Source organism: Pseudoalteromonas sp. meg-B1, assembly GCF_003173795.1.
Classification (GTDB): domain Bacteria; phylum Pseudomonadota; class Gammaproteobacteria; order Enterobacterales; family Alteromonadaceae; genus Pseudoalteromonas; species Pseudoalteromonas undina.
In genome coordinates this window covers 190,279-207,945 of sequence record NZ_QGQU01000003.1, presented here as the reverse complement: position 1 = coordinate 207,945, position 17,667 = coordinate 190,279, and the positions used below count along the sequence as shown (strand labels likewise).

The window sequence follows — 17,667 nt, the reverse complement described above, 5'->3', positions numbered from 1 at the left end:
ACGTGAGTTAGACTAAACAAAAAAGAGCAGAATGTATTTGCGATCACTTGATAAAAGAAATGATCAGCTCCATAGGATCATTGTATGTTGTTAGATCTTCTAAACCAAAAAGTCTCTAACAGATTATTGATACACTTAAATAGGAATTTCAGGTGGGGCTAATTTTGCTAAGGCGCGTTTTTTCAAAATAATATCTTTGATCAGTGGCGTAAGCACTAGCTCCATAGCGAGTCCCATTTTGCCACCGGGTACTACAAGCGTATTGATCCGCGACATAAAGCTGCCTTCAATCATGCGTAAATAATACGGGAAATCAACGTCATCAATGCCCCTAAAGCGAATAACAACAAAGCTTTCATCAAGGGAGGGGATATCTTTTGCGCTAAATGGGTTGGAGGTATCAACGGTGGGTACTCGCTGAAAGTTAATATGAGTACGAGAAAACTGCGGCGTTATATGATTAATGTAGTCATCCATACTGCGTACAATCGAGTCCATTACTTTTTCACGAGAATGGCCGCGTTCTGAGGTATCGCGAATAAGCTTTTGGATCCACTCAAGGTTAATAATTGGCACCATGCCTATGAGTAAATCAACATGCTTAGCAACATCATGATCTTCGTCGACCACGCCGCCATGTAAGCCTTCGTAAAACATTAAATCTGTATTTTGCTCAAGCTCTTGCCAAGGAGTAAATGTTCCAGGTAACTGGTTATAAGGCACGGCCTCATCAAAGGTATGTAAATAACGGCGCAGTTTACCTTCGCCTGTTTCACCATACTTGGTAAATAAGTCTTCTAATGCACCAAAGTCATTGGCTTCTCGGCCAAAATAACTTATGTGTTTACTTTCTTGTTGGGCTTCTCGAATTTTTTTGTCCATTTCAGGACGTGTGTAACGATGAAAGCTATCACCTTCAATAAATGCAGCATTGATATCGAGGCTGCGGAAAATATGCTTCACGGCATTGGTGGTGGTTGTAGTGCCTGCTCCAGATGAGCCGGTGATTGCAATAATAGGGTGTTTAGCTGACATGTTTGTTCTCTTTTTTATGACCCGTTAGTTATAAAGACCTTACTAAGCTAGGTCAAGTGACGTCATCAGTAAATAACGTTATCATGAGGTGCTTAAAATTAAAACGAGAGAAAGCATGAAACTGATCAAACCGTTGTTAGGGCTAATAACAATTAATGCTTTAACATTGGGCGTTGCCCAGGCAAATATGCCTAAAAGTCAAATACTGCTTGCCGATTTAAATACTCCGCATGGCATACGCGTAAGCATTGTTAGTGATAAAACCAGCTACAACAATCAGCCCCACTTAACCGATACTGGCCTTTATTATACGCGTGAGGTAATCAGTAATAATCAGAGCCAAACTGATATTGCGCTTTACGATTTATCATCAAAACAAACCTCCATGATCACCAATACAGATGTAAGTGAGTATTCGCCAACATTAACACCGAGTGGTGATAGTTTATCTGCCATCGTGGTTGAAGAAGATGGCAAACAAAAATTATGGCAATATCCGCTGAGCACAGAGCAGGCGCCAAGTCGTATTTTTGATTGGATTGAGCCTGTGGGCTATCACGCTTGGGGTAATAACAACGATTTAGTAATGTTTATTTTAGGTGAGCCACATACATTACAATATACCTCGGTTGTTGCGGCTAAAGGTGAAGTTGTTGCAAATAACATTGGTCGCACACTTATTTACGATAAATCGCGAAGTGAATTTTTATTTAGTCATAGTAAAAATGGCCAGCACCAGTTAGCCCGTTTTGACCCTCAAACCAAGCAGGTAAGCAACATCCTTAGGTTGCCAAACCAAGTACAAGACTTCATCTTAAAAGATGAAAATACAGTTGCTTACGCAATTAAAAATCGTATCTATCAACGACAACTAACAGCTGGATCTGATATATCTCAATGGCTCGATTTAAGCCAATATTGTGATACTGAAATAAGCCGGTTGAGTTATAAAAATCAGCAATTAGCGTTTGTATGTAGTGTTAAATAAACACTAAATAATAAATTCGGACTTTCACTCATGCATGAGTTAGTCTAGGGTCTGTTGACCTTTGCGAATTACAATTTGTTCAAACTAGGGGCTGTTTAATCGCGGCGCGAGGTTTGTAACCTAGTGGGCTAAGTAAAAACCGAGCAACAAAGAGTAAATCGCCCCTAGGCAGAACCCGAAGGGCAGTGCCTGTTTGGCATTGATGCTGCGTTATCGCCTATTTATGGGGAATAACCACACCACATAGGCTCTGCCTTGACTAAATACCAAACAGACTGATGCAAATTTAACCTTGAAAGGTCAACAGACCCTAACTATTAAATAAAAAGGAAAGTCACGTGGCATTTAGCGCAGACGAGTTAACAGAGCAGCTGATAAAACTAGAGTGTAGAAGTAACTTTAAAATAAAAAACATTGCTGAGTATATGCTAGCAAACTCTAAAGAAGCGTTTTACACCCATGCCGAAACGGGGAAAGGTAAAATTGTGATCCGCCCCGCATTTGAAGTGTTTAGTGATGACTTTACTGATATTGATGGGGTTGTGCGTACTCAAGGCTATTTTCATAGCAGTGAAATGACCCGTTTTCCCACTCGTATTTATAAAAGCGCACAGCCTATTCATTATGGTGTCGCTTTTAAAATTAACTCTGAACAAGCGGCAAAAGAGTTTATAGCTAAGCTAACGATGATTATTGGTGGTTAATAGATTGGTGCAGGGCTAAAGGCAAAAGGTGCAAGATAAAATCTTCAACCTTCAACCTTTAGCCTTTAGTTTATTTACTATTCAAAAAGCTATTTACTGATTTGAGTTCACGGTTTTTAAGTGCAATACAGTCATTCGTACTTTCTGCAAGCTTACTTAATGTGCGCGCATAGCCAGGTACGTCATCAAGTTTAGCGTCAAAGAACGTTTGCGTTGTCGCTAAACTTTCAGCATCACAGCTAGCAGTAGTAAAGTAAGGTAAGTTAGGTACAAAAAATGGTGGCAAACTTGCTGTTACTTTATCGTAGTTGCTATATATCCAATCAATAAAGAGTGCTTGGCGTTCATCGGTGTAACTTTGCCCCGATAAAATAGTACGCATATCAGAAGCGGTTACTTCATCGGTTAAGCTATATGCAAGCACTGCTTTTTGGAGTTCAGGTTTACCAAAATAACCCATTGCTGCCAACATATTGGTACGAACTTGTGGATCTTTAGTGGTTTTAAAGGTTGCCATAAACTGATCAAGCAGCGCTTTATCACCATGAAAAGCCGCAAGACGTAAGTAAGTACCCGCTAAATAAGGGTCTACATTTTGTGGATCTTTTAAGTAAACAGCTGTTTGCTGCTTAGCTTTATTGATCACATTTTTATCTTCACCATCAAAGCCTAAACGCGACACTACCGCAGCTCGCAGTTGAGCAACAGCGCCATCTTCCCCCATTTTTGCTTCTAGGCCATATTTTTTAGCGGCAGGCATGACTGCATTTTGAATAAATGTAGGCCATAAATCTTTGTTGCTATCGTCTTTAAAGGTACGTTGCTGAGATGCTAAATAACCTAAAGCAGTGTTAGCTACGCGTGGATGACTATCACTGGCAAATACTTCAAGCGTTTGCATCAGCTTAGCCGCAGAAATTACACCTGCGTCAAGTAAGGCGTCAGTAGCTGATAACAATGCAAGGCGCTCGCGGTCGTTTAATACGCTTGCTGCATTATCAATTAGTGCGTTAAATTGCGCATCGTCCATGACCCAGCGGTAGTAACCTAGCGCACCTTGGTCTGGATATATCCACTCTGGCTCAAAATCTAACTCTAGCGTTTGGTTTTGTTTATTAAGTAATACACTGGCAGTTTTTACTTTATCGCCTTTACCGTACTTAATGGCAACGGGTACATTCCAAAGTTGGGCTGGAGCATCAACACCGGCATTAGCAAAACGGCTTTGCGAAATAGTGATAGTTTTACCTTGCTGATCAACCTTGATTAAAGGAAATGATGATTGTTCAATAAATGATTTTAAAACACTCGCCACATCTTTATTTGAAGCCTTACCGAGTGCTTCCCATAAATCGGCGGCTTCGGCATTTTTATAAGAGAACTCTTTTAAGTAATTTTGAATACCAGCTTGAAATGCGTCTTCACCAATCCAATTTTCAACCATCGCCAGTACTGAGCTGCCTTTGCTGTATGCAAGGCCTAAACCGTCCATAATATCGGCTTCAGTTTTAATTGGTTTACGAATTGGCTTAGTGCTTAAGCGAGCATCTAACGCCATTACATTGTTTTGTGGTAAATCTAGGTGTGATTCAAACTCAGGGTTAAGTTGCTTAGTAATTTTTGCTGCCATCCAGCTAGCAAACGCTTCGTTTAACCATAAGTCGTTCCACCACTTCATAGTCACTAAGTTACCGTACCATTGGTGAGCTAATTCATGGGCAATAATAGAGACATTACGTTGCTTTTTACTACGTGTTGCAGCTTCTAAATCAACCAGAAGAATATCTTCGCGGTAAGTCACTAAACCTGAGTTTTCCATTGCCCCAAACGGAAACTCTGGAACAGCCACTGAATCTAACTTTTTATATACGTAAGGAATACCAAAGTACTCTTCAAGTGCGCCCAGTACTTTAGGCATATTCTCTTTTGCATACTGTGCTAAATGAATTTTACCCTGTGGAGTAATTACACGGCCAGGAATTGGCATACCCTTAATCTCTAGCTCTTCAAACGGGCCTACAGCCATAGCTACTAAGTATGATGGAATTGGTGGCGTTTTATCAAAGTAATGGGTAGTCATATCGCCATTCACTGTCGTTTTTAACTCAGGTGTATTTGAATACACTTTTTGTGAAGTGGGGGCGGTAATAGTTAACTGAAATGGAATTTTATAGCTTGGTTCGTCAAATACAGGAAACGCTCGACGGGCATCGCTCATTTCAAATTGGGTGAAAAGATAAGGAACGCCTTGATCTAGGGTTTTATATAGCCCCACACTTTGGCGATTATATGGCGCTGAGAAATCAATTTTTAAAGTGTATTTACCCGGCTGAATTTGCTCTTCGCAGCTAAATTTAACTTTACCGGTTTTAAGCATTTCGCTGTTTAAGTCGCAGTTTTGCTCACCCAATAGTTGAACCATTTTGGTTGCGTAATCAACACCATTAAGTTCAATGTAGCGTGTTGGTTTAAGCACCTCCAAACTGATTTCAGTCATTCCTGTAAAAGTATCCTGACTTGGGTCGAGCGTTAAAGCGACTTTTTGTGAACTTGGCTTTGCGAGCTTTTCAATGACGAACTCATTAGCGTTAGCAGCATTTATCGCAAGCGCAACGCTCACGGTTAAGAGGCTTTTAAAAAACATAGTTATCCCTAGATTTTTGTTGTTAGAAGAGTGAGTACATTCCATCCTAACAGCTTTTTTTGCTAGAGTAAGCGAACAACAATAAGGAAAAGAGTAACAAAGTTTGTCAGTGGCTATCTCGTGCTAAAAACCGCTGCCAATGAATGTGGGAATTAATAACCCGGAGCTGTTGCAGCACCTTATTTAACAAGGCTATATCGTTAAAGTTATCATGGGGGTAATCATTAAAGCCCATTAAGTAATTGAAGCAGTCTTTAGAGCCTGCTTGCAGGGCATAAATACGAATTTGCTGTTCAAAGTTAAGCCGCAAACTACTAATCGCGGTTTTCATTCCGAGTTGATCCACGGAAGGAATTGCACATTTTTGCAAATACCCCGCACGTTCGCCCTCGCCTGAAAACCAAATGCGTACTTTTTCACTGTAGCGTCCTGTTTTTGCTGGGAGGTCAAACAGTAAACGTGTGTGTTTTTGCGCTTTTACGTAGGCTAAATAATCATTAAGTCCGGCCTTAATAAGGGCGTTATGTACAGGAATTAAACGGGGTTTAATTTTACCATGAGTATGAAAGCTAAAGCAGAGAATGCTATTTTCAACCACCAAGTCATCTAGGGTTAAATAGCCAATTTCATCACTGTAAGCGCCACTGTAGTACGCAATTAAAGGCAGCCAAAAGTGCCAGTGTTTAGCTTGTTCGCGGGCAAGCCGAGTATCACTATAAATATATCCGGTATAGAGCGTATGCAGCTCCATAGCTGAGAATGGACGACGACCAAGATGGGTTTTCAACGCAGTACCTTGACAGTTTTTATTATTTTATACCCCAACTAATCGTTGTTGTTAATTGGGGTAGTGCCAGCAAATAAACAGTTAAAACTTATTCACTTAAAGCGCGAGCTAAACCAACTGGTTCAATTTCTACGCACACTTGATCGTCATTCCAATTTAAACCAACCAGAGCATCATCCGATTTAAGGTCTTCAACCCAATCATCTAAAAATTCATCTAGGTTGATTTCTACCGGACTGTAGTCTTTCCACTCTTCTTTACATTGCTCTTTTGCTGCGTCTTCTGATTCCCACAGTAAAAGTACATCGGTGTCGTCAAACTGATTTGATTCACATACAACAAAGCCACCATCTTGTGCACCTAGTGCCCAGATCTGCTCACTAACACGTACTTTTTCTACAAAGCTAACTAGTTGTGATTCAATTTCGATATCGCTCATGTGTTCACCTTTTAAAATTTGAGTCGAGGGTTGGTATTTTTAGCCGCTTGACGCTGACTAAACGCTTCATAAAACTTAACTAACTGCGGCTGCGCGCTAAAATCAGTGAGTTCACGAAAGCAGATCCAATCTAGCAAGCAGTATAAACTGATGTTGAGGCATTCACAGCTTTTAAATTCATCATCGTTTAAATGATCATTTAAATAGTCTAAAGTTTGCGCAATTCGCTCATTTTGCAGATTAAAAAATAGTTTATCAGCTTGCGTGTCAAACCCAGAGCGCTGACATATCAATAACTCAACCAATGAATCGTTACAGGCGTTGATGCTAGTTAAAAAATGCTCTTGCGGCCAAGTTAGCGGGTTCTGCTGTGTTTTTTCAAGTAAGTAACGCAGTATATTGTTTGAGTCGCTTAAGTTAAGCGAGCCATCAATTAAGATAGGGATTTTAGCTGCCGGGTTGTGCGACATCATTAAAGAGCGGTCATCGCTTGAAAAAATGTCGAGATTTATAAACTCAAGCTCACAGTTATTTTGTTGTGCCCAAATTCTGACACGGCGAACATAAGGGGAAGAAATAGAGCCAAGTAATTGCATATTGGGGCTTTTGCCAACTCCACATAAATAAAAAGCCGCTAATGCGGCTTTATTAATAAATCGATTTGCTTACTCTGAGCGGCTGGTTACTTCTAATAAATGGTAACCAAACTGTGTTTGAACAGGACCTTGTACTTGGTTAAGTGGCGCTGAAAAAACCACCTTATCAAACTCAGGAACCATCATACCAGGTCCGAACTCACCTAATGCGCCACCATCTTGACCTGAAGGGCAATTAGAGTGCAATTTAGCTAGCTCAGCAAAGTCTTCGCCTTGCTCAATTTTATCTTTAAGGTCTAAACATTGTGCTTCACTGTCTACGAGTATGTGCCTTGCACTTGCTACTGCCATAAAATCTCCTATTTATAAGTTTAGTTTTCTATCTACTAAGCAACATCTTAGTAAGGTTAAACTGAAAACACAAAATTAAAATGCACTTTTGATGGCGCTTTCTAATTTTGCTGAATCGGGTTTGACGCGGCTGTTAAAGCGAGTCACTGATTGACGATCTGCCGAAACCACGTATTTATAAAAATTCCAGTTAGGTGAACTAGTTTTTGCATTTAAGTGCTTGAAAATAGGGTTGGCATCGCTGCCACGCACTGCGCTGGTGGCTAACATAGGGAAAGTAACGCCGTAATTCACATAACAGACTTTAGCCGTATCTTTTTCGTCATTTTCTTCTTGAAAAAAATCGTCAGATGGAAAACCGAGCACCACTAAACCTTGCTCTTTATATTTTTTGTATAGCGTTTCTAGCCCTTCAAACTGAGAAGTAAAGCCGCAATTGCTGGCAGTGTTAACAATCAACAGTGGCTTATTTTTAAATTCACATAGGTTAAGCGTTTCGGTTGAACGAAGCTTTCTCAGTGACACATTTGTGAAGTCATCGCAGGTATCTGTCTTTGCTGAAGGGCTATTAGTGTCTGCTGCATTGGTGGTTACAGATACACAGCCGAGAGCCAGTGTTAATCCGAATATTAATTTTCTTATCATGCGGTTACCTTGAATGCGATTCGATGGGTGTTTATGTAACTTATCATACGCTACTATAGACAAAATTGATCAATTTTACTTATTTTCTATGACTATACGTTTAGCAAAACCTGATGATTTAACTGCTATTGTTGCCATTTACAATGAAACTATCCCTAGTCGAATGGTGACCGCCGATACCGAAGAAGTAACCGTTGCTGACAAACAACCTTGGTTTGATAGCCATACAGCTCAAAGACCTATTTTTGTTTACTGCGAAAATGACCAAGTACTAGCGTGGGTAAGTTATAAATCGTTTTATGGGCGCCCAGCTTACGATGGCACCGTTGAACTAAGCATCTACATTACATCAGCAGCCCAAGGAAAAGGGTTGGGTAAAAAGTTGATGCAATTTGCACAACAACAAGCACAAAAGCTCGATATTGAAGTGTTACTCGGGTTTATTTTTAGCCATAACGAACCAAGCATTAAATTATTTAAGCATTTTGATTTTGCAGTATGGGGAGAGTTGCCCAATGTTGCAAGGATGGATAACCAGCTGTACAGCCTGACTATTTTTGGTAAGCATTTAATGTAATCCCATAACCATAGGCAAGCAAAAATTACATTTATGTAGACGATTATGCCAAACCAAAAATTCTATACTATGCTGAAAAGGTGTTTAATTAATTCTTAAAAGTGTACATAAATGGCGCAAAAAATACTTATTATTGATAGCAGTAGCATGATTGCTATGCGCTTAAAAGTACTGCTTGAGCTAATTGGTTGTGAAGTTGAATTAGTTCATTATTCTATGTTTGATCAAAGCAGCAACATAGATGCGTACGATATGCTTGCCTTTTCACAAGGGACACCAACAAATCTGGTTGCTTCGTTGGTAAAACAAGCAACCCGACAATCATTTTTACTTTTAGCTCCCAAGGCTGAAAGTGGTGAATTGCTTGATGCATTTGGTAAATTAAATGAGCTTGTTCCAGATGCCACTATTATTTATCCATTTTTTTCTAATAAAGAAATCACTTCATTTATTGAAGAACTATTAGAAATAGGCCCTGATCATATTTTTAAACTGCCTACAATTTTGTTGGTTGATCATGTTAGTGAGCGTTTAGAAATGCTAAAAAGTAGTTTAGTGGGTGCACATATAGAGGTATACACAGCTACGAATCATGATGAGGCACTTAATATTGCTAAACTCAGAATGATTGATATTTTAATTAGTGATTTTAGTTTAAAAGAAGGGCTTGGCTTAGATATATTTACCAGCCTTAAGCAGATACAGCCGCATAGCCGCTGCTTATTATTAACCTCGCGTCCTGCTCAGGTTTCTATGATTGAAGCAATTCGCCAAGGTGTTGAAGACGTTTTAATTAAGCCACTCGATGACAACGTTTTATTACAAGCAGTACATAAGTTGTGGCAAACCGAATTGCTAAAACGTCATAACGCAGAGCTAGTTGAAAGGCTACAAGATACAGTCGATGTACTTATTGAAAAAGACAGTTTGCTGCAAGTGATTTTTAAAAATACTCCCGATCCAATCTTACTTTTTGAACGTAAAGGCAAAATAGTAGAGGCTAACGACGCGTGCTTAAAGCTGTTTAATTTACCGTTTAAAAAGCTCATTGCTCACTCGTTATTTCACTTTTTAGATGACGATTCAGTAAAGGCAATAAAAGATAAAATATCGACTTTAAACAGTAATCGGCAATTTAGTTGCGACTTACACCTAGTCAATAAAGATGGCAGTAAAATTCCACTTGTCGGCTCATTTAATGAAATTGATCATCATGGTGAGATAGCATTAGCGGTTATTTTTAAAAACGTAACCCATTTAAAACAAAAAGAAGATTTATTACTTGAGGCCAAAGACCTTCTAGAAGAGCAGGTTAGAGCGCGGACTTCGCAACTTGAGCATGCGAAAAACATTGCTGAAGCAGCTAATTTAAGCAAATCAGAGTTTTTGGCGAATATGTCACATGAGCTAAGAACCCCTATGCATTCTATACTAAGTTTTTCACGCTTTGGTATCGGTAAGCTTCAAGATGATGATTTTAGTAAAGATAAACTTTTAAAATACTTAACCCGAATTGAATCAAGTGGACAAAGGCTGCTTTCTTTACTTAACAATTTACTCGATTTGTCGAAATTAGATGTAGGTAAATTCCCATTTAACCCGCGAGCATGCGATTTAACGACTATTGTTAAAACAAGTATTGATGATGTGTCCGGAATTGCCATAGAAAAAGATATTAAGATTGCATTTAAATCAGATAACCCACCAGTTGTAGCGCAATGCGATGAAGAGCAAATTAATCAGGTACTTAGAAACGTATTGAGTAATGCATTAAAATTTAGCGAAGAACATAGCACTATCGAAGTTGCATTGGAAACAGACAGTGGGTGTGCAAATATTGAAGTAATAGATAGCGGAATAGGCATACCAGAAGACGAGCTTGAAACTGTTTTTCAAAAATTTGTGCAAAGTAGCAAAACAAATAGTGGCGCAGGGGGGACAGGATTAGGACTTACGCTGTGCCGTGAATTTGTTTCTTTACATCAAGGAACTATAAAAGCCTGTAATAACGAACTTGGTGGGGCAACCATTAGCATTCAGGTTCCTTTGGAAATAAACCTCGATGAATATTTAGCCGATGAGCAATTAGTGAAAAATAGTAGCTAATAACCGAATTGTTTTAATGAACACGATTTATATGGACGAAAAATTATGGCTTTAACTAAAATTCTTGCAGTCGACGATGAACCATTTAACCTCGAAATAATAGAAGAAATCCTAGAGGAATTAGATTTTGAACTTAAGCTGGCTTCGAGTGGCCCGGAATGCTTGAGCATGGTTGAAGAGTATATGCCGCAGGTTATCTTACTTGATGTAAGCATGCCAAAAATGAATGGTTACGAAGTATGTAAAGAGCTCAAAGCCAACCCTAAAACACAAGATATTATAGTGATGTTTGTATCGGCAAGGGGGACCGTTGAGGAACGTATGGAAGGTTATTCAGTAGGTGCTGAAGACTATATTGTAAAACCGTTTGGGCACGATGAGCTTAAGCAAAAGCTGAATAAGTTAAATCAAGTATTAATAGAAAAACAACAGCTTGAAAAGCAAGTAAAAGAAGCAACCTCAACCGCTTTTAATGCTATGGCAAATAGCAGTGAAATGGGTCAGATAGTTAACTATATTGAAAATATCGGTTTTATCAACGATGTAGAGGAGTTAGGTAAGGCATTAGTGGAGTGCTTACAGACATTTGGTCTACAAAGTAATATTGAATTTAGATGTAACGACACCAAATCGCACTTTGCTTTAAACGGTGTGTGTTCGCCGATTGTGATTGAGTTATTTGAAATGCTTAAAAACAAAGGTAGGTTACATGAGTTTTCTCATCGTATTTTGGTTAATTACGAGTTTGTCAGTTTATTGATTTTGAATATGCCAGAACAAGATGAGCAGAAGCATGGGCGTATACGTGATCATATTTGTTTTATTGTAAGTGTAACCGAACAGCAATTGCGCGCTATTACTACTAAGAAAATGTTGGTTTCGCAGCAAGAGCGATTAAACAAAGTGGCGAGTACTGTCCACAGTAAATTTCATAGTTTAATTGGATTGCTTAACGACAGCCGGATAAATAACGAAAAAGTATTTAAACAACTTCAAGAGGAGTTAGAAGAGCGGATCCCAACCATGGGACTCGATGAAGACCAGGAAGTGTTTATTTACAAAAAGGTCGACGAAACGATTCAAAATTCGGTGGCACGCCAAGAATCTGTTGATCAGGTTAAAAAAGCGTTCGCAGAGATAGAGCAAGATCTCGCTTTATTGTTGAAAGGCTAAAGGTGCGGGCTACGGGCTGCGAGACGCGGGGTAAATTCCTTACTACGATTGGACAAATTAACTTGTAGCAGCGACTTTATGTCGTGTCTTTTAAAGGTTAAAAACGAAAGGTATGAGTAACAGGTTAACTAAGAGCTGTACTTTAATAGTAGCTTCTTATTTACTCCTCATTCTCTTCTCTGTGTTAAATTAGATGTTAGTAAATTATGCGCAAAGAGAGCTAATAGTTCACAGAGAAAGTGATTACATAAAAAGGTAAAAGGCTTATGCGTCTCTGGGTAAGCCTTTTTCAACAATACGAATTAGCCGTGCCGTTTTACGCAACTTTTGTCTTTGTTTATCGTGTTGCTGGGCGAGTGCCCAATTTATATGTTCACCCACCAAGTCACTTACAGCTTGGCGCTTATCTTCGAGTGCAGCAATAATTGCCGGGCTAAAATCTGCGTTTCCTAAGCCAACGGCTATATTTCGTAGCCAACGTTCATGGCCAATACGGCGGATTGGACTACCCTCGGTATTTTTTAAAAAGGTAGTTTCATCCCAAGAAAATAACTCGAGTAAATCTTTGTTTTTTAATTGTGTACGAGGATGAAAGTCAGCCTCATCAGTAATTTTTCCGTAGCGGTTCCATGGGCATACCAATTGGCAATCGTCACAGCCATAAATGCGATTTCCCATTAATGTTCTGTATTGCTCAGGAATAGCACCTTGATGCTCTATAGTTAAATACGAAATGCACTTACGCGCATCAACCACATAAGGTTCTACAATAGCACCAGTGGGGCATAGTGTTATGCAGGCAACGCATTTGCCGCAACCCTCAAAAGTGTTTTCGTTATCAATAGGTAAAGGTAAGTCGACAAAAAGCTCACCTAAAAAGAACCAAGAACCCGCCTCTTTATTTATTAATAAAGAATGCTTTCCGCGCCAGCCTAATCCCGCTTTTTCAGCGAGTTGACGTTCAAGTACAGGGGCTGAATCAACAAAAGGCCTAAAGCTATAGTCACCCACATGTTGTTCAATTTTTTTACCTAACTGTTTGATTCGGTTGCGCATCAACTTATGATAGTCACGGCCAAGGGCATATCGGCTGATATAGGCTTTTTCGGTATTTTTAAGGTTTTTGGCAAAGCCTGAATCAGGTGGGAGGTAATTCATTTTAACTGAAATAACCCGCTGTGTTCCGGGTACTAGCTCATTAGGGCGAGCACGCTTCATACCATGGGCTGCCATATAATCCATTGAGCCATGAAAACCCGCATCAAGCCATCGCTGCAGCTGTGCTTCATGCTTAGTTAAATCAATGTCAGTAATACCCACTTCACTAAAGCCAAGTTCTTGACCCCATAGCTTTATTTGCTGGGCTAGCTGTTCATAATTTAGATTGACGTCGCTCACATGCTTCACACAGTTATATTATAAGCCGCGTAATTTAGCATAATCGCGGCTTGGGTAAAACTAGGGTCTGTTGACCTTTGCGGATTGAAATTTGTTCAAACTAGGGGCGATTTAATCGCGGCGCGAGGTTTGTAACCTAGTGGGCTAAGTAAAAACCGAGCAACAAAGAGTTAATTGCCCCTAGGCAGAACCCTTCGGGCAGCGCCTGTTTGGCATTGATGCTGCGTTATCGCCTATTTATGGGGAATAACCACACCACATAGGCCCTGCCTTGCCTAAATACCAAACAGACTGCTGCAAATTTAACCTTGAAAGATCAGCAGACCCTAGTCTACAAAACGCTTTAACTGTTGTTGGGTTTGTTGACTTAGTTTTTGTGATTGCTCAGAGTCATGCAATGCGGTGTCTATTTGTTGCTTTGCTTGTTCGCCAAGCGCCACAATTTGTTCAACCGATTCATGAGTTTGATTTTGTGTATCTTCAAGTAAATGAACTGCGTTAGCTATTTGCTGTAATTGCTGCTGATTATGCTCAAATTCATTGAGCATTTTTCCAAAACCTTCTGAGGTATCGTTGATTGCAGCTTGTGCGTTATTAGAGTGACTAATTAACTGCTGAGACTCTTTATTGGTTTCATTAACCAGCTCATTCATTTGGGTAATAAAATCACTAATTTGGCGGGTTGCATCACTTACTTTAACCGATAGGGTGCGAACTTCATCGGCAACCACGGCAAAACCTCGCCCAGCTTCTCCGGCGCGCGCTGCTTCAATTGCCGCATTAAGCGCTAATAAATTAGTTTGATCAGAAAACTCTTCTACCATTTTTAAAATGCTACGAATGTTTTCACTATTCTCTTTTAAGCCTGCAATCGTTTTAGAAAAACTACCCAGCATTTCATTAATAAGTCTCACCTGTTCAACCAGTTTAGACAGTTCGCTTGCAGAGAGCTTAACAAAGCTAAGGTGTTCATTATTTACCTGATGTACGCTATCAGTGTTACTTACTATATCTTGCAGGCTTTGGGTAATTTGGTTACTGGCATTAATTATGGTGTGGCTTAAATTAATTTGCTGTTCGCTTAGCTGCTCTATGTGCTGCATTGATTGCGTTACTTGGCTATTACTTTGCACGCTTTCCTGAGCGCTGCTGTAGGTCGTACTTAATAAGCTGTTTAAGTGCGTAGTAAACTGATTATATTGTTCACTTAAATCTCTAAATTCATCAAAAGTAAAATGAGGAAGTTTGGCAGCTAAGTTGGCATCTTGTTGATTAATATTAATCAACGTATCGCGCATGGCTTTTACCGGGCGCACAATTAAAAAGCGCATATAAAAAATAGTAAATATAAAACCGGCAACAATCAGCAGGGTTAATGCCCAAAATAGCCCTGTGCTTTGTTGATTTTCAGAGAGGCTACTGTGTAACCAAAATAATGTAATAGCTTGAAATAAAAATACAAAGCTTAAATTACCCACTATTTTTCGGGTTAAAGTAAAAAATAGAGTTTGTTCTAAAAAATTATAAATACGCATGTAGCTACTCATTAAATAGTGACCTACTAAATTATTGTTTTTATAGCATAAATAGCAATTAAATAATTATTTATAGTTCATTTAATTGCGCCAAAAAATGCTTAGTTCGTTCAGGGTCGTTAGTAAAAATGCCATCAACACCACAGGCAAGCATCAGTTTAATATCTTCAACTTCATCTACGGTGTAGGCAAACACCTGTAAGCCGCGCAGTTTGGCATCGTCAACAAACGACTTGTTCATAAAGTTTTTGTCAACATGAATGCTAAAGGCCTGTAAGTCTTCAGCAAACTTCGCATACTGCAATGGAATTGATGCAGTAAGTGCGCCAATTTTAAGCCAAGGCAAGCGGTTCTTTAGCCAGTGTAGTTGATGATGATTAAATGATGAAACTAAAATATTGTCTGCTGATATCTTATTTGCAGTAATATTCATTTCTAGTTGCGCAGCAAACTTTTCTAGTTCAAAAGTATGTTTTAGCTCTAAATTAAGTAAGGTTTGGTTGCTATTCCAGTCAATTAGTTGTTGTAGGGTAGGCACTTGCTCACCATTTCCCGCATCAAATTGTTGAATTTGCTGAGCGCTTAGGTCGCACACTTTACCTTTACCATTAGTGGTCCTATCTAGGTAGGTATCATGAATAATCACGTAGTCATCAAGTGCGCTTTGTACATCAACCTCAATGCCATCTACATTTGCTTTTAACGCCGCCATAATGGCGCTATGTGTATTTTCAGGAAAGTGTGTGCTTGTGCCTCTATGAGCAAATATTTTCATGGCTGCTTTTTCCGTGAGATTGACCAAGTTTCAAAGCACGCAGCACTAACAATCAGTGCACCACCAATCAGGGTCATCACTGAGGGGCGTTCGTGCAAAATAATTATAGCCAGTATTGTGCCATAAAGGGGCTGTAAGCAAGAAATCAATCCAGCGGTCGCTGCTGATAAATTTTTTAAACTCGCTGCAAATAACGAATGCGGCATCGCAGTAAACACCACACCGGCGATAAGCAGCAATATTAAATCAGTATCATTAATTTGTGTTATGGGTACTTCAATAAATGCACATAGCATCAGGCTTGCCACTAACGTTTGATAAAACATGGTTTGCGGTCCACCATACTCGCTAAAGTAGCGTTTATGGGTAATATTACGAATAGCAAAAAACAATGCTGATACCACCCCCGTCACAACGCCTAAAGTGATGTCATCGCCTAAATTAACGTTAGGGATCAATAAATAAATGCCAATAATCACCACTATAGCGCTTATTATATCTTTTGCTTTGGGCTTACTTTTATTAAATAGAGGCTCTAAAAATACTGTGATCACGGGATAGGTAAAAAAAGCTAACATGCCCACGGTAATTCCCGCCAATTGCATGCCTGCAAAGTAGGTTACCCAGTGAATACCTACGGCAACGCCTAATAAAATGGCAATCATATAATCTTTGGCGTGATGCAGCTTAATTGGTTTTTTTTGCAAAATTAGTAGCACACAAATTGCCACCCCAGCAATAGCCGCGCGATAAGCGGTAATATCTAATGCATTTAAACCAATTAGCTTTGCGAATAAGGCGGTACCGCCAAATAAAAGGACGGCAATGTGTAAGTAAATTAAGCTTTGTTGTTGGGACTGCATGACGTTTCCTTGCGCTGCTTTTAATGCAGTTTAACATTACTATTAATTACTTAAGATGAAATTTTTAAAAGCCTTAATAATTAATATGCAATTATTTAGGGGATTAATTTTTTAAGTGTAATAGCGATTGTAAAATCAAAACTACGCGTTACTATGCTGTTTATAACTATAAAAGTAACGAAAAGTGCTAAAAGCGCAGCTAAATGCACTCAAAGAGGCTCGAATGACCGCATTAATAAAGATTACCACTGAGCAAAGCGTGGCAATACTTACCATGAATACCGCTGAAAACCGCCATAACCCTAGTTTTATAGCTGAACTTAATCAACACTTAGATAGCATAGAAGCCAATGGCGATATTAACGCCGTAGTATTAACCTCAAGCAGCGATAAAAGCTGGTCATTGGGAATAGATTTACAGTGGATGGCAAGTTCAGATAACACGCCTACAGTTATTGCCGATTTTATGGATTCGATAGGGCAGTTATTTAAACGCATAGTGACGTTTCCTGTGCCTATCATTGCTGCATTAAACGGTCACACTTATGGTAATGGCTCGGTGTTGGCATGTGCCTGTGATTTTCGGTTTATGAAATCTGACAAAGGCTTTTTCTGCTTTCCTGAAGTTGATGTACTGGTACCGTTTGTACCGTCTATGTTTCCGATTATTAATAAAGCGATTAATCCGCAATTTTTTAACCGCTTAGCTATGACCGGCGAGCGTGTTGATGCGCATAAACTGCTACAACAAAATGTGGTAGAAGCGATTTTTGCTGATGAGCAAGCCTTGCAAGCGGGTGTGTTAGAGTTTGCGCAAAGCTTTAATAAAAATCGTTGGATATACGCTCAAAACAAAACCCAAATGAACAAACCAATACTCGATGTTATGGCTGCACAAGACTCGGCTTTTATTGAAAACATCAGCACGCTATTGTGGAAGAAACTACAGCAAAAGTAAGCTGTTTTTATAAAAGTGAGTAAACATAACTACAGTTAATTTACTCACTTTCATGTGCATTAATTAAGTAGGTGTTAAGTGTTATTTAGCTAC

The 17,667-nt window shown here is 39.3% G+C and carries 17 protein-coding genes; 6 read left to right on the top strand and 11 right to left on the bottom strand.

The window, feature by feature from the left end; genetic code table 11:
* Positions 1-135: 135 nt before the first annotated feature.
* Entirely contained in the window at positions 136-1,035 is a 900-nt protein-coding gene (locus DK924_RS12680) for a phosphoribulokinase (protein ID WP_008114793.1), read from the bottom strand.
* A 115-nt stretch (positions 1,036-1,150) separates the two neighbouring features.
* Between DK924_RS12680 and DK924_RS12675 the strand changes: the two genes are divergently transcribed.
* Both DK924_RS12675 and DK924_RS12670 read left to right on the top strand, forming a co-directional pair.
* Entirely contained in the window at positions 1,151-2,023 is an 873-nt protein-coding gene (locus tag DK924_RS12675; RefSeq protein WP_109875351.1) for a hypothetical protein, read from the top strand.
* A gap of 338 nt (positions 2,024-2,361) precedes the next feature.
* Positions 2,362-2,727: a hypothetical protein gene (locus DK924_RS12670; protein ID WP_008114788.1), complete on the top strand. Its 366-nt coding sequence runs from the start codon at positions 2,362-2,364 to the stop codon at positions 2,725-2,727.
* Between the two features lie 70 nt (positions 2,728-2,797).
* Here DK924_RS12670 and DK924_RS12665 read toward each other — a convergent pair whose 3' ends face one another.
* From DK924_RS12665 to DK924_RS12640, 6 genes are all read right to left on the bottom strand, one after another.
* Positions 2,798-5,371 carry a M1 family metallopeptidase gene (locus DK924_RS12665; protein WP_109875350.1) on the bottom strand — a complete coding sequence of 858 codons (2,574 nt, stop codon included), beginning with the start codon at positions 5,369-5,371 and terminating at the stop codon, positions 2,798-2,800.
* A gap of 106 nt (positions 5,372-5,477) precedes the next feature.
* Positions 5,478-6,158, bottom strand: a complete 681-nt coding sequence (locus DK924_RS12660; RefSeq protein WP_008465303.1) for a hypothetical protein — start codon at positions 6,156-6,158, stop codon at positions 5,478-5,480.
* A gap of 88 nt (positions 6,159-6,246) precedes the next feature.
* Positions 6,247-6,597, bottom strand: coding sequence for a DUF2750 domain-containing protein (locus tag DK924_RS12655; RefSeq protein ID WP_008114782.1), 351 nt, complete (start codon positions 6,595-6,597; stop codon positions 6,247-6,249).
* Between the two features lie 11 nt (positions 6,598-6,608).
* A complete protein-coding gene (locus tag DK924_RS12650) occupies positions 6,609-7,193 on the bottom strand; it encodes a glutathione S-transferase family protein (RefSeq protein ID WP_008114780.1) in 585 nt (194 codons plus the stop codon).
* Positions 7,194-7,262: 69 nt separating this feature from the next.
* Entirely contained in the window at positions 7,263-7,544 is a 282-nt protein-coding gene (locus tag DK924_RS12645; RefSeq protein WP_008114778.1) for a peptidylprolyl isomerase, read from the bottom strand.
* 75 nt (positions 7,545-7,619) lie between these two features.
* Positions 7,620-8,189 carry a glutathione peroxidase gene (locus DK924_RS12640; protein WP_010390729.1) on the bottom strand — a complete coding sequence of 190 codons (570 nt, stop codon included), beginning with the start codon at positions 8,187-8,189 and terminating at the stop codon, positions 7,620-7,622.
* An 88-nt stretch (positions 8,190-8,277) separates the two neighbouring features.
* On the opposite strand from DK924_RS12640, the gene DK924_RS12635 reads away from it, so the two are divergent.
* The 3 genes from DK924_RS12635 to DK924_RS12625 all read left to right on the top strand — a co-directional run bounded on the left by DK924_RS12635 (position 8,278) and on the right by DK924_RS12625 (position 12,045).
* Positions 8,278-8,766, top strand: coding sequence for a GNAT family N-acetyltransferase (locus tag DK924_RS12635; protein ID WP_041709196.1), 489 nt, complete (start codon positions 8,278-8,280; stop codon positions 8,764-8,766).
* Between the two features lie 111 nt (positions 8,767-8,877).
* Positions 8,878-10,872, top strand: a complete 1,995-nt coding sequence (locus DK924_RS12630; RefSeq protein WP_109875349.1) for an ATP-binding protein — start codon at positions 8,878-8,880, stop codon at positions 10,870-10,872.
* Positions 10,873-10,917: 45 nt separating this feature from the next.
* Positions 10,918-12,045 carry a PleD family two-component system response regulator gene (locus tag DK924_RS12625; protein WP_010390732.1) on the top strand — a complete coding sequence of 376 codons (1,128 nt, stop codon included), beginning with the start codon at positions 10,918-10,920 and terminating at the stop codon, positions 12,043-12,045.
* Positions 12,046-12,309: 264 nt separating this feature from the next.
* Here DK924_RS12625 and queG read toward each other — a convergent pair whose 3' ends face one another.
* The 4 genes from queG to DK924_RS12605 all read right to left on the bottom strand — a co-directional run bounded on the left by queG (position 12,310) and on the right by DK924_RS12605 (position 16,616).
* On the bottom strand, positions 12,310-13,443 hold the full coding sequence (queG, locus tag DK924_RS12620; RefSeq protein WP_109875485.1) for a tRNA epoxyqueuosine(34) reductase QueG: 1,134 nt from the start codon (positions 13,441-13,443) through the stop codon (positions 12,310-12,312).
* Between the two features lie 326 nt (positions 13,444-13,769).
* Entirely contained in the window at positions 13,770-14,990 is a 1,221-nt protein-coding gene (locus tag DK924_RS12615; RefSeq protein WP_109875348.1) for a methyl-accepting chemotaxis protein, read from the bottom strand.
* A gap of 58 nt (positions 14,991-15,048) precedes the next feature.
* The gene (locus DK924_RS12610) at positions 15,049-15,753 is read right to left on the bottom strand and encodes a glycerophosphodiester phosphodiesterase family protein (protein ID WP_010390735.1); all 705 of its coding nucleotides are present in this window, start codon (positions 15,751-15,753) and stop codon (positions 15,049-15,051) included.
* Positions 15,750-16,616 carry a DMT family transporter gene (locus tag DK924_RS12605; protein ID WP_109875347.1) on the bottom strand — a complete coding sequence of 289 codons (867 nt, stop codon included), beginning with the start codon at positions 16,614-16,616 and terminating at the stop codon, positions 15,750-15,752. The genes DK924_RS12610 and DK924_RS12605 overlap by 4 nt, the downstream gene beginning before the upstream one ends.
* Before the next feature lie 223 nt (positions 16,617-16,839).
* Here DK924_RS12605 and DK924_RS12600 point away from each other — a divergent pair, with 223 nt between their 5' ends.
* Entirely contained in the window at positions 16,840-17,574 is a 735-nt protein-coding gene (locus DK924_RS12600; protein WP_181388776.1) for an enoyl-CoA hydratase/isomerase family protein, read from the top strand.
* Positions 17,575-17,667: the final 93 nt, after the last annotated feature.

Coding starts and splice junctions, on each gene's coding strand:
- DK924_RS12680 (WP_008114793.1), bottom strand. CDS start 1,035: ATGTCAGCTAAACACCCTATTATTGCAATCACCGGCTCATCTGGAGCA.
- DK924_RS12675 (WP_109875351.1), top strand. CDS start 1,151: ATGAAACTGATCAAACCGTTGTTAGGGCTAATAACAATTAATGCTTTA.
- DK924_RS12665 (WP_109875350.1), bottom strand. CDS start 5,371: ATGTTTTTTAAAAGCCTCTTAACCGTGAGCGTTGCGCTTGCGATAAAT.
- DK924_RS12655 (WP_008114782.1), bottom strand. CDS start 6,597: ATGAGCGATATCGAAATTGAATCACAACTAGTTAGCTTTGTAGAAAAA.
- DK924_RS12650 (WP_008114780.1), bottom strand. CDS start 7,193: ATGCAATTACTTGGCTCTATTTCTTCCCCTTATGTTCGCCGTGTCAGA.
- DK924_RS12645 (WP_008114778.1), bottom strand. CDS start 7,544: ATGGCAGTAGCAAGTGCAAGGCACATACTCGTAGACAGTGAAGCACAA.
- DK924_RS12640 (WP_010390729.1), bottom strand. CDS start 8,189: ATGATAAGAAAATTAATATTCGGATTAACACTGGCTCTCGGCTGTGTA.
- DK924_RS12635 (WP_041709196.1), top strand. CDS start 8,278: ATGACTATACGTTTAGCAAAACCTGATGATTTAACTGCTATTGTTGCC.
- DK924_RS12630 (WP_109875349.1), top strand. CDS start 8,878: ATGGCGCAAAAAATACTTATTATTGATAGCAGTAGCATGATTGCTATG.
- DK924_RS12625 (WP_010390732.1), top strand. CDS start 10,918: ATGGCTTTAACTAAAATTCTTGCAGTCGACGATGAACCATTTAACCTC.
- DK924_RS12615 (WP_109875348.1), bottom strand. CDS start 14,990: ATGAGTAGCTACATGCGTATTTATAATTTTTTAGAACAAACTCTATTT.
- DK924_RS12610 (WP_010390735.1), bottom strand. CDS start 15,753: ATGAAAATATTTGCTCATAGAGGCACAAGCACACACTTTCCTGAAAAT.
- DK924_RS12605 (WP_109875347.1), bottom strand. CDS start 16,616: ATGCAGTCCCAACAACAAAGCTTAATTTACTTACACATTGCCGTCCTT.
- DK924_RS12600 (WP_181388776.1), top strand. CDS start 16,840: ATGACCGCATTAATAAAGATTACCACTGAGCAAAGCGTGGCAATACTT.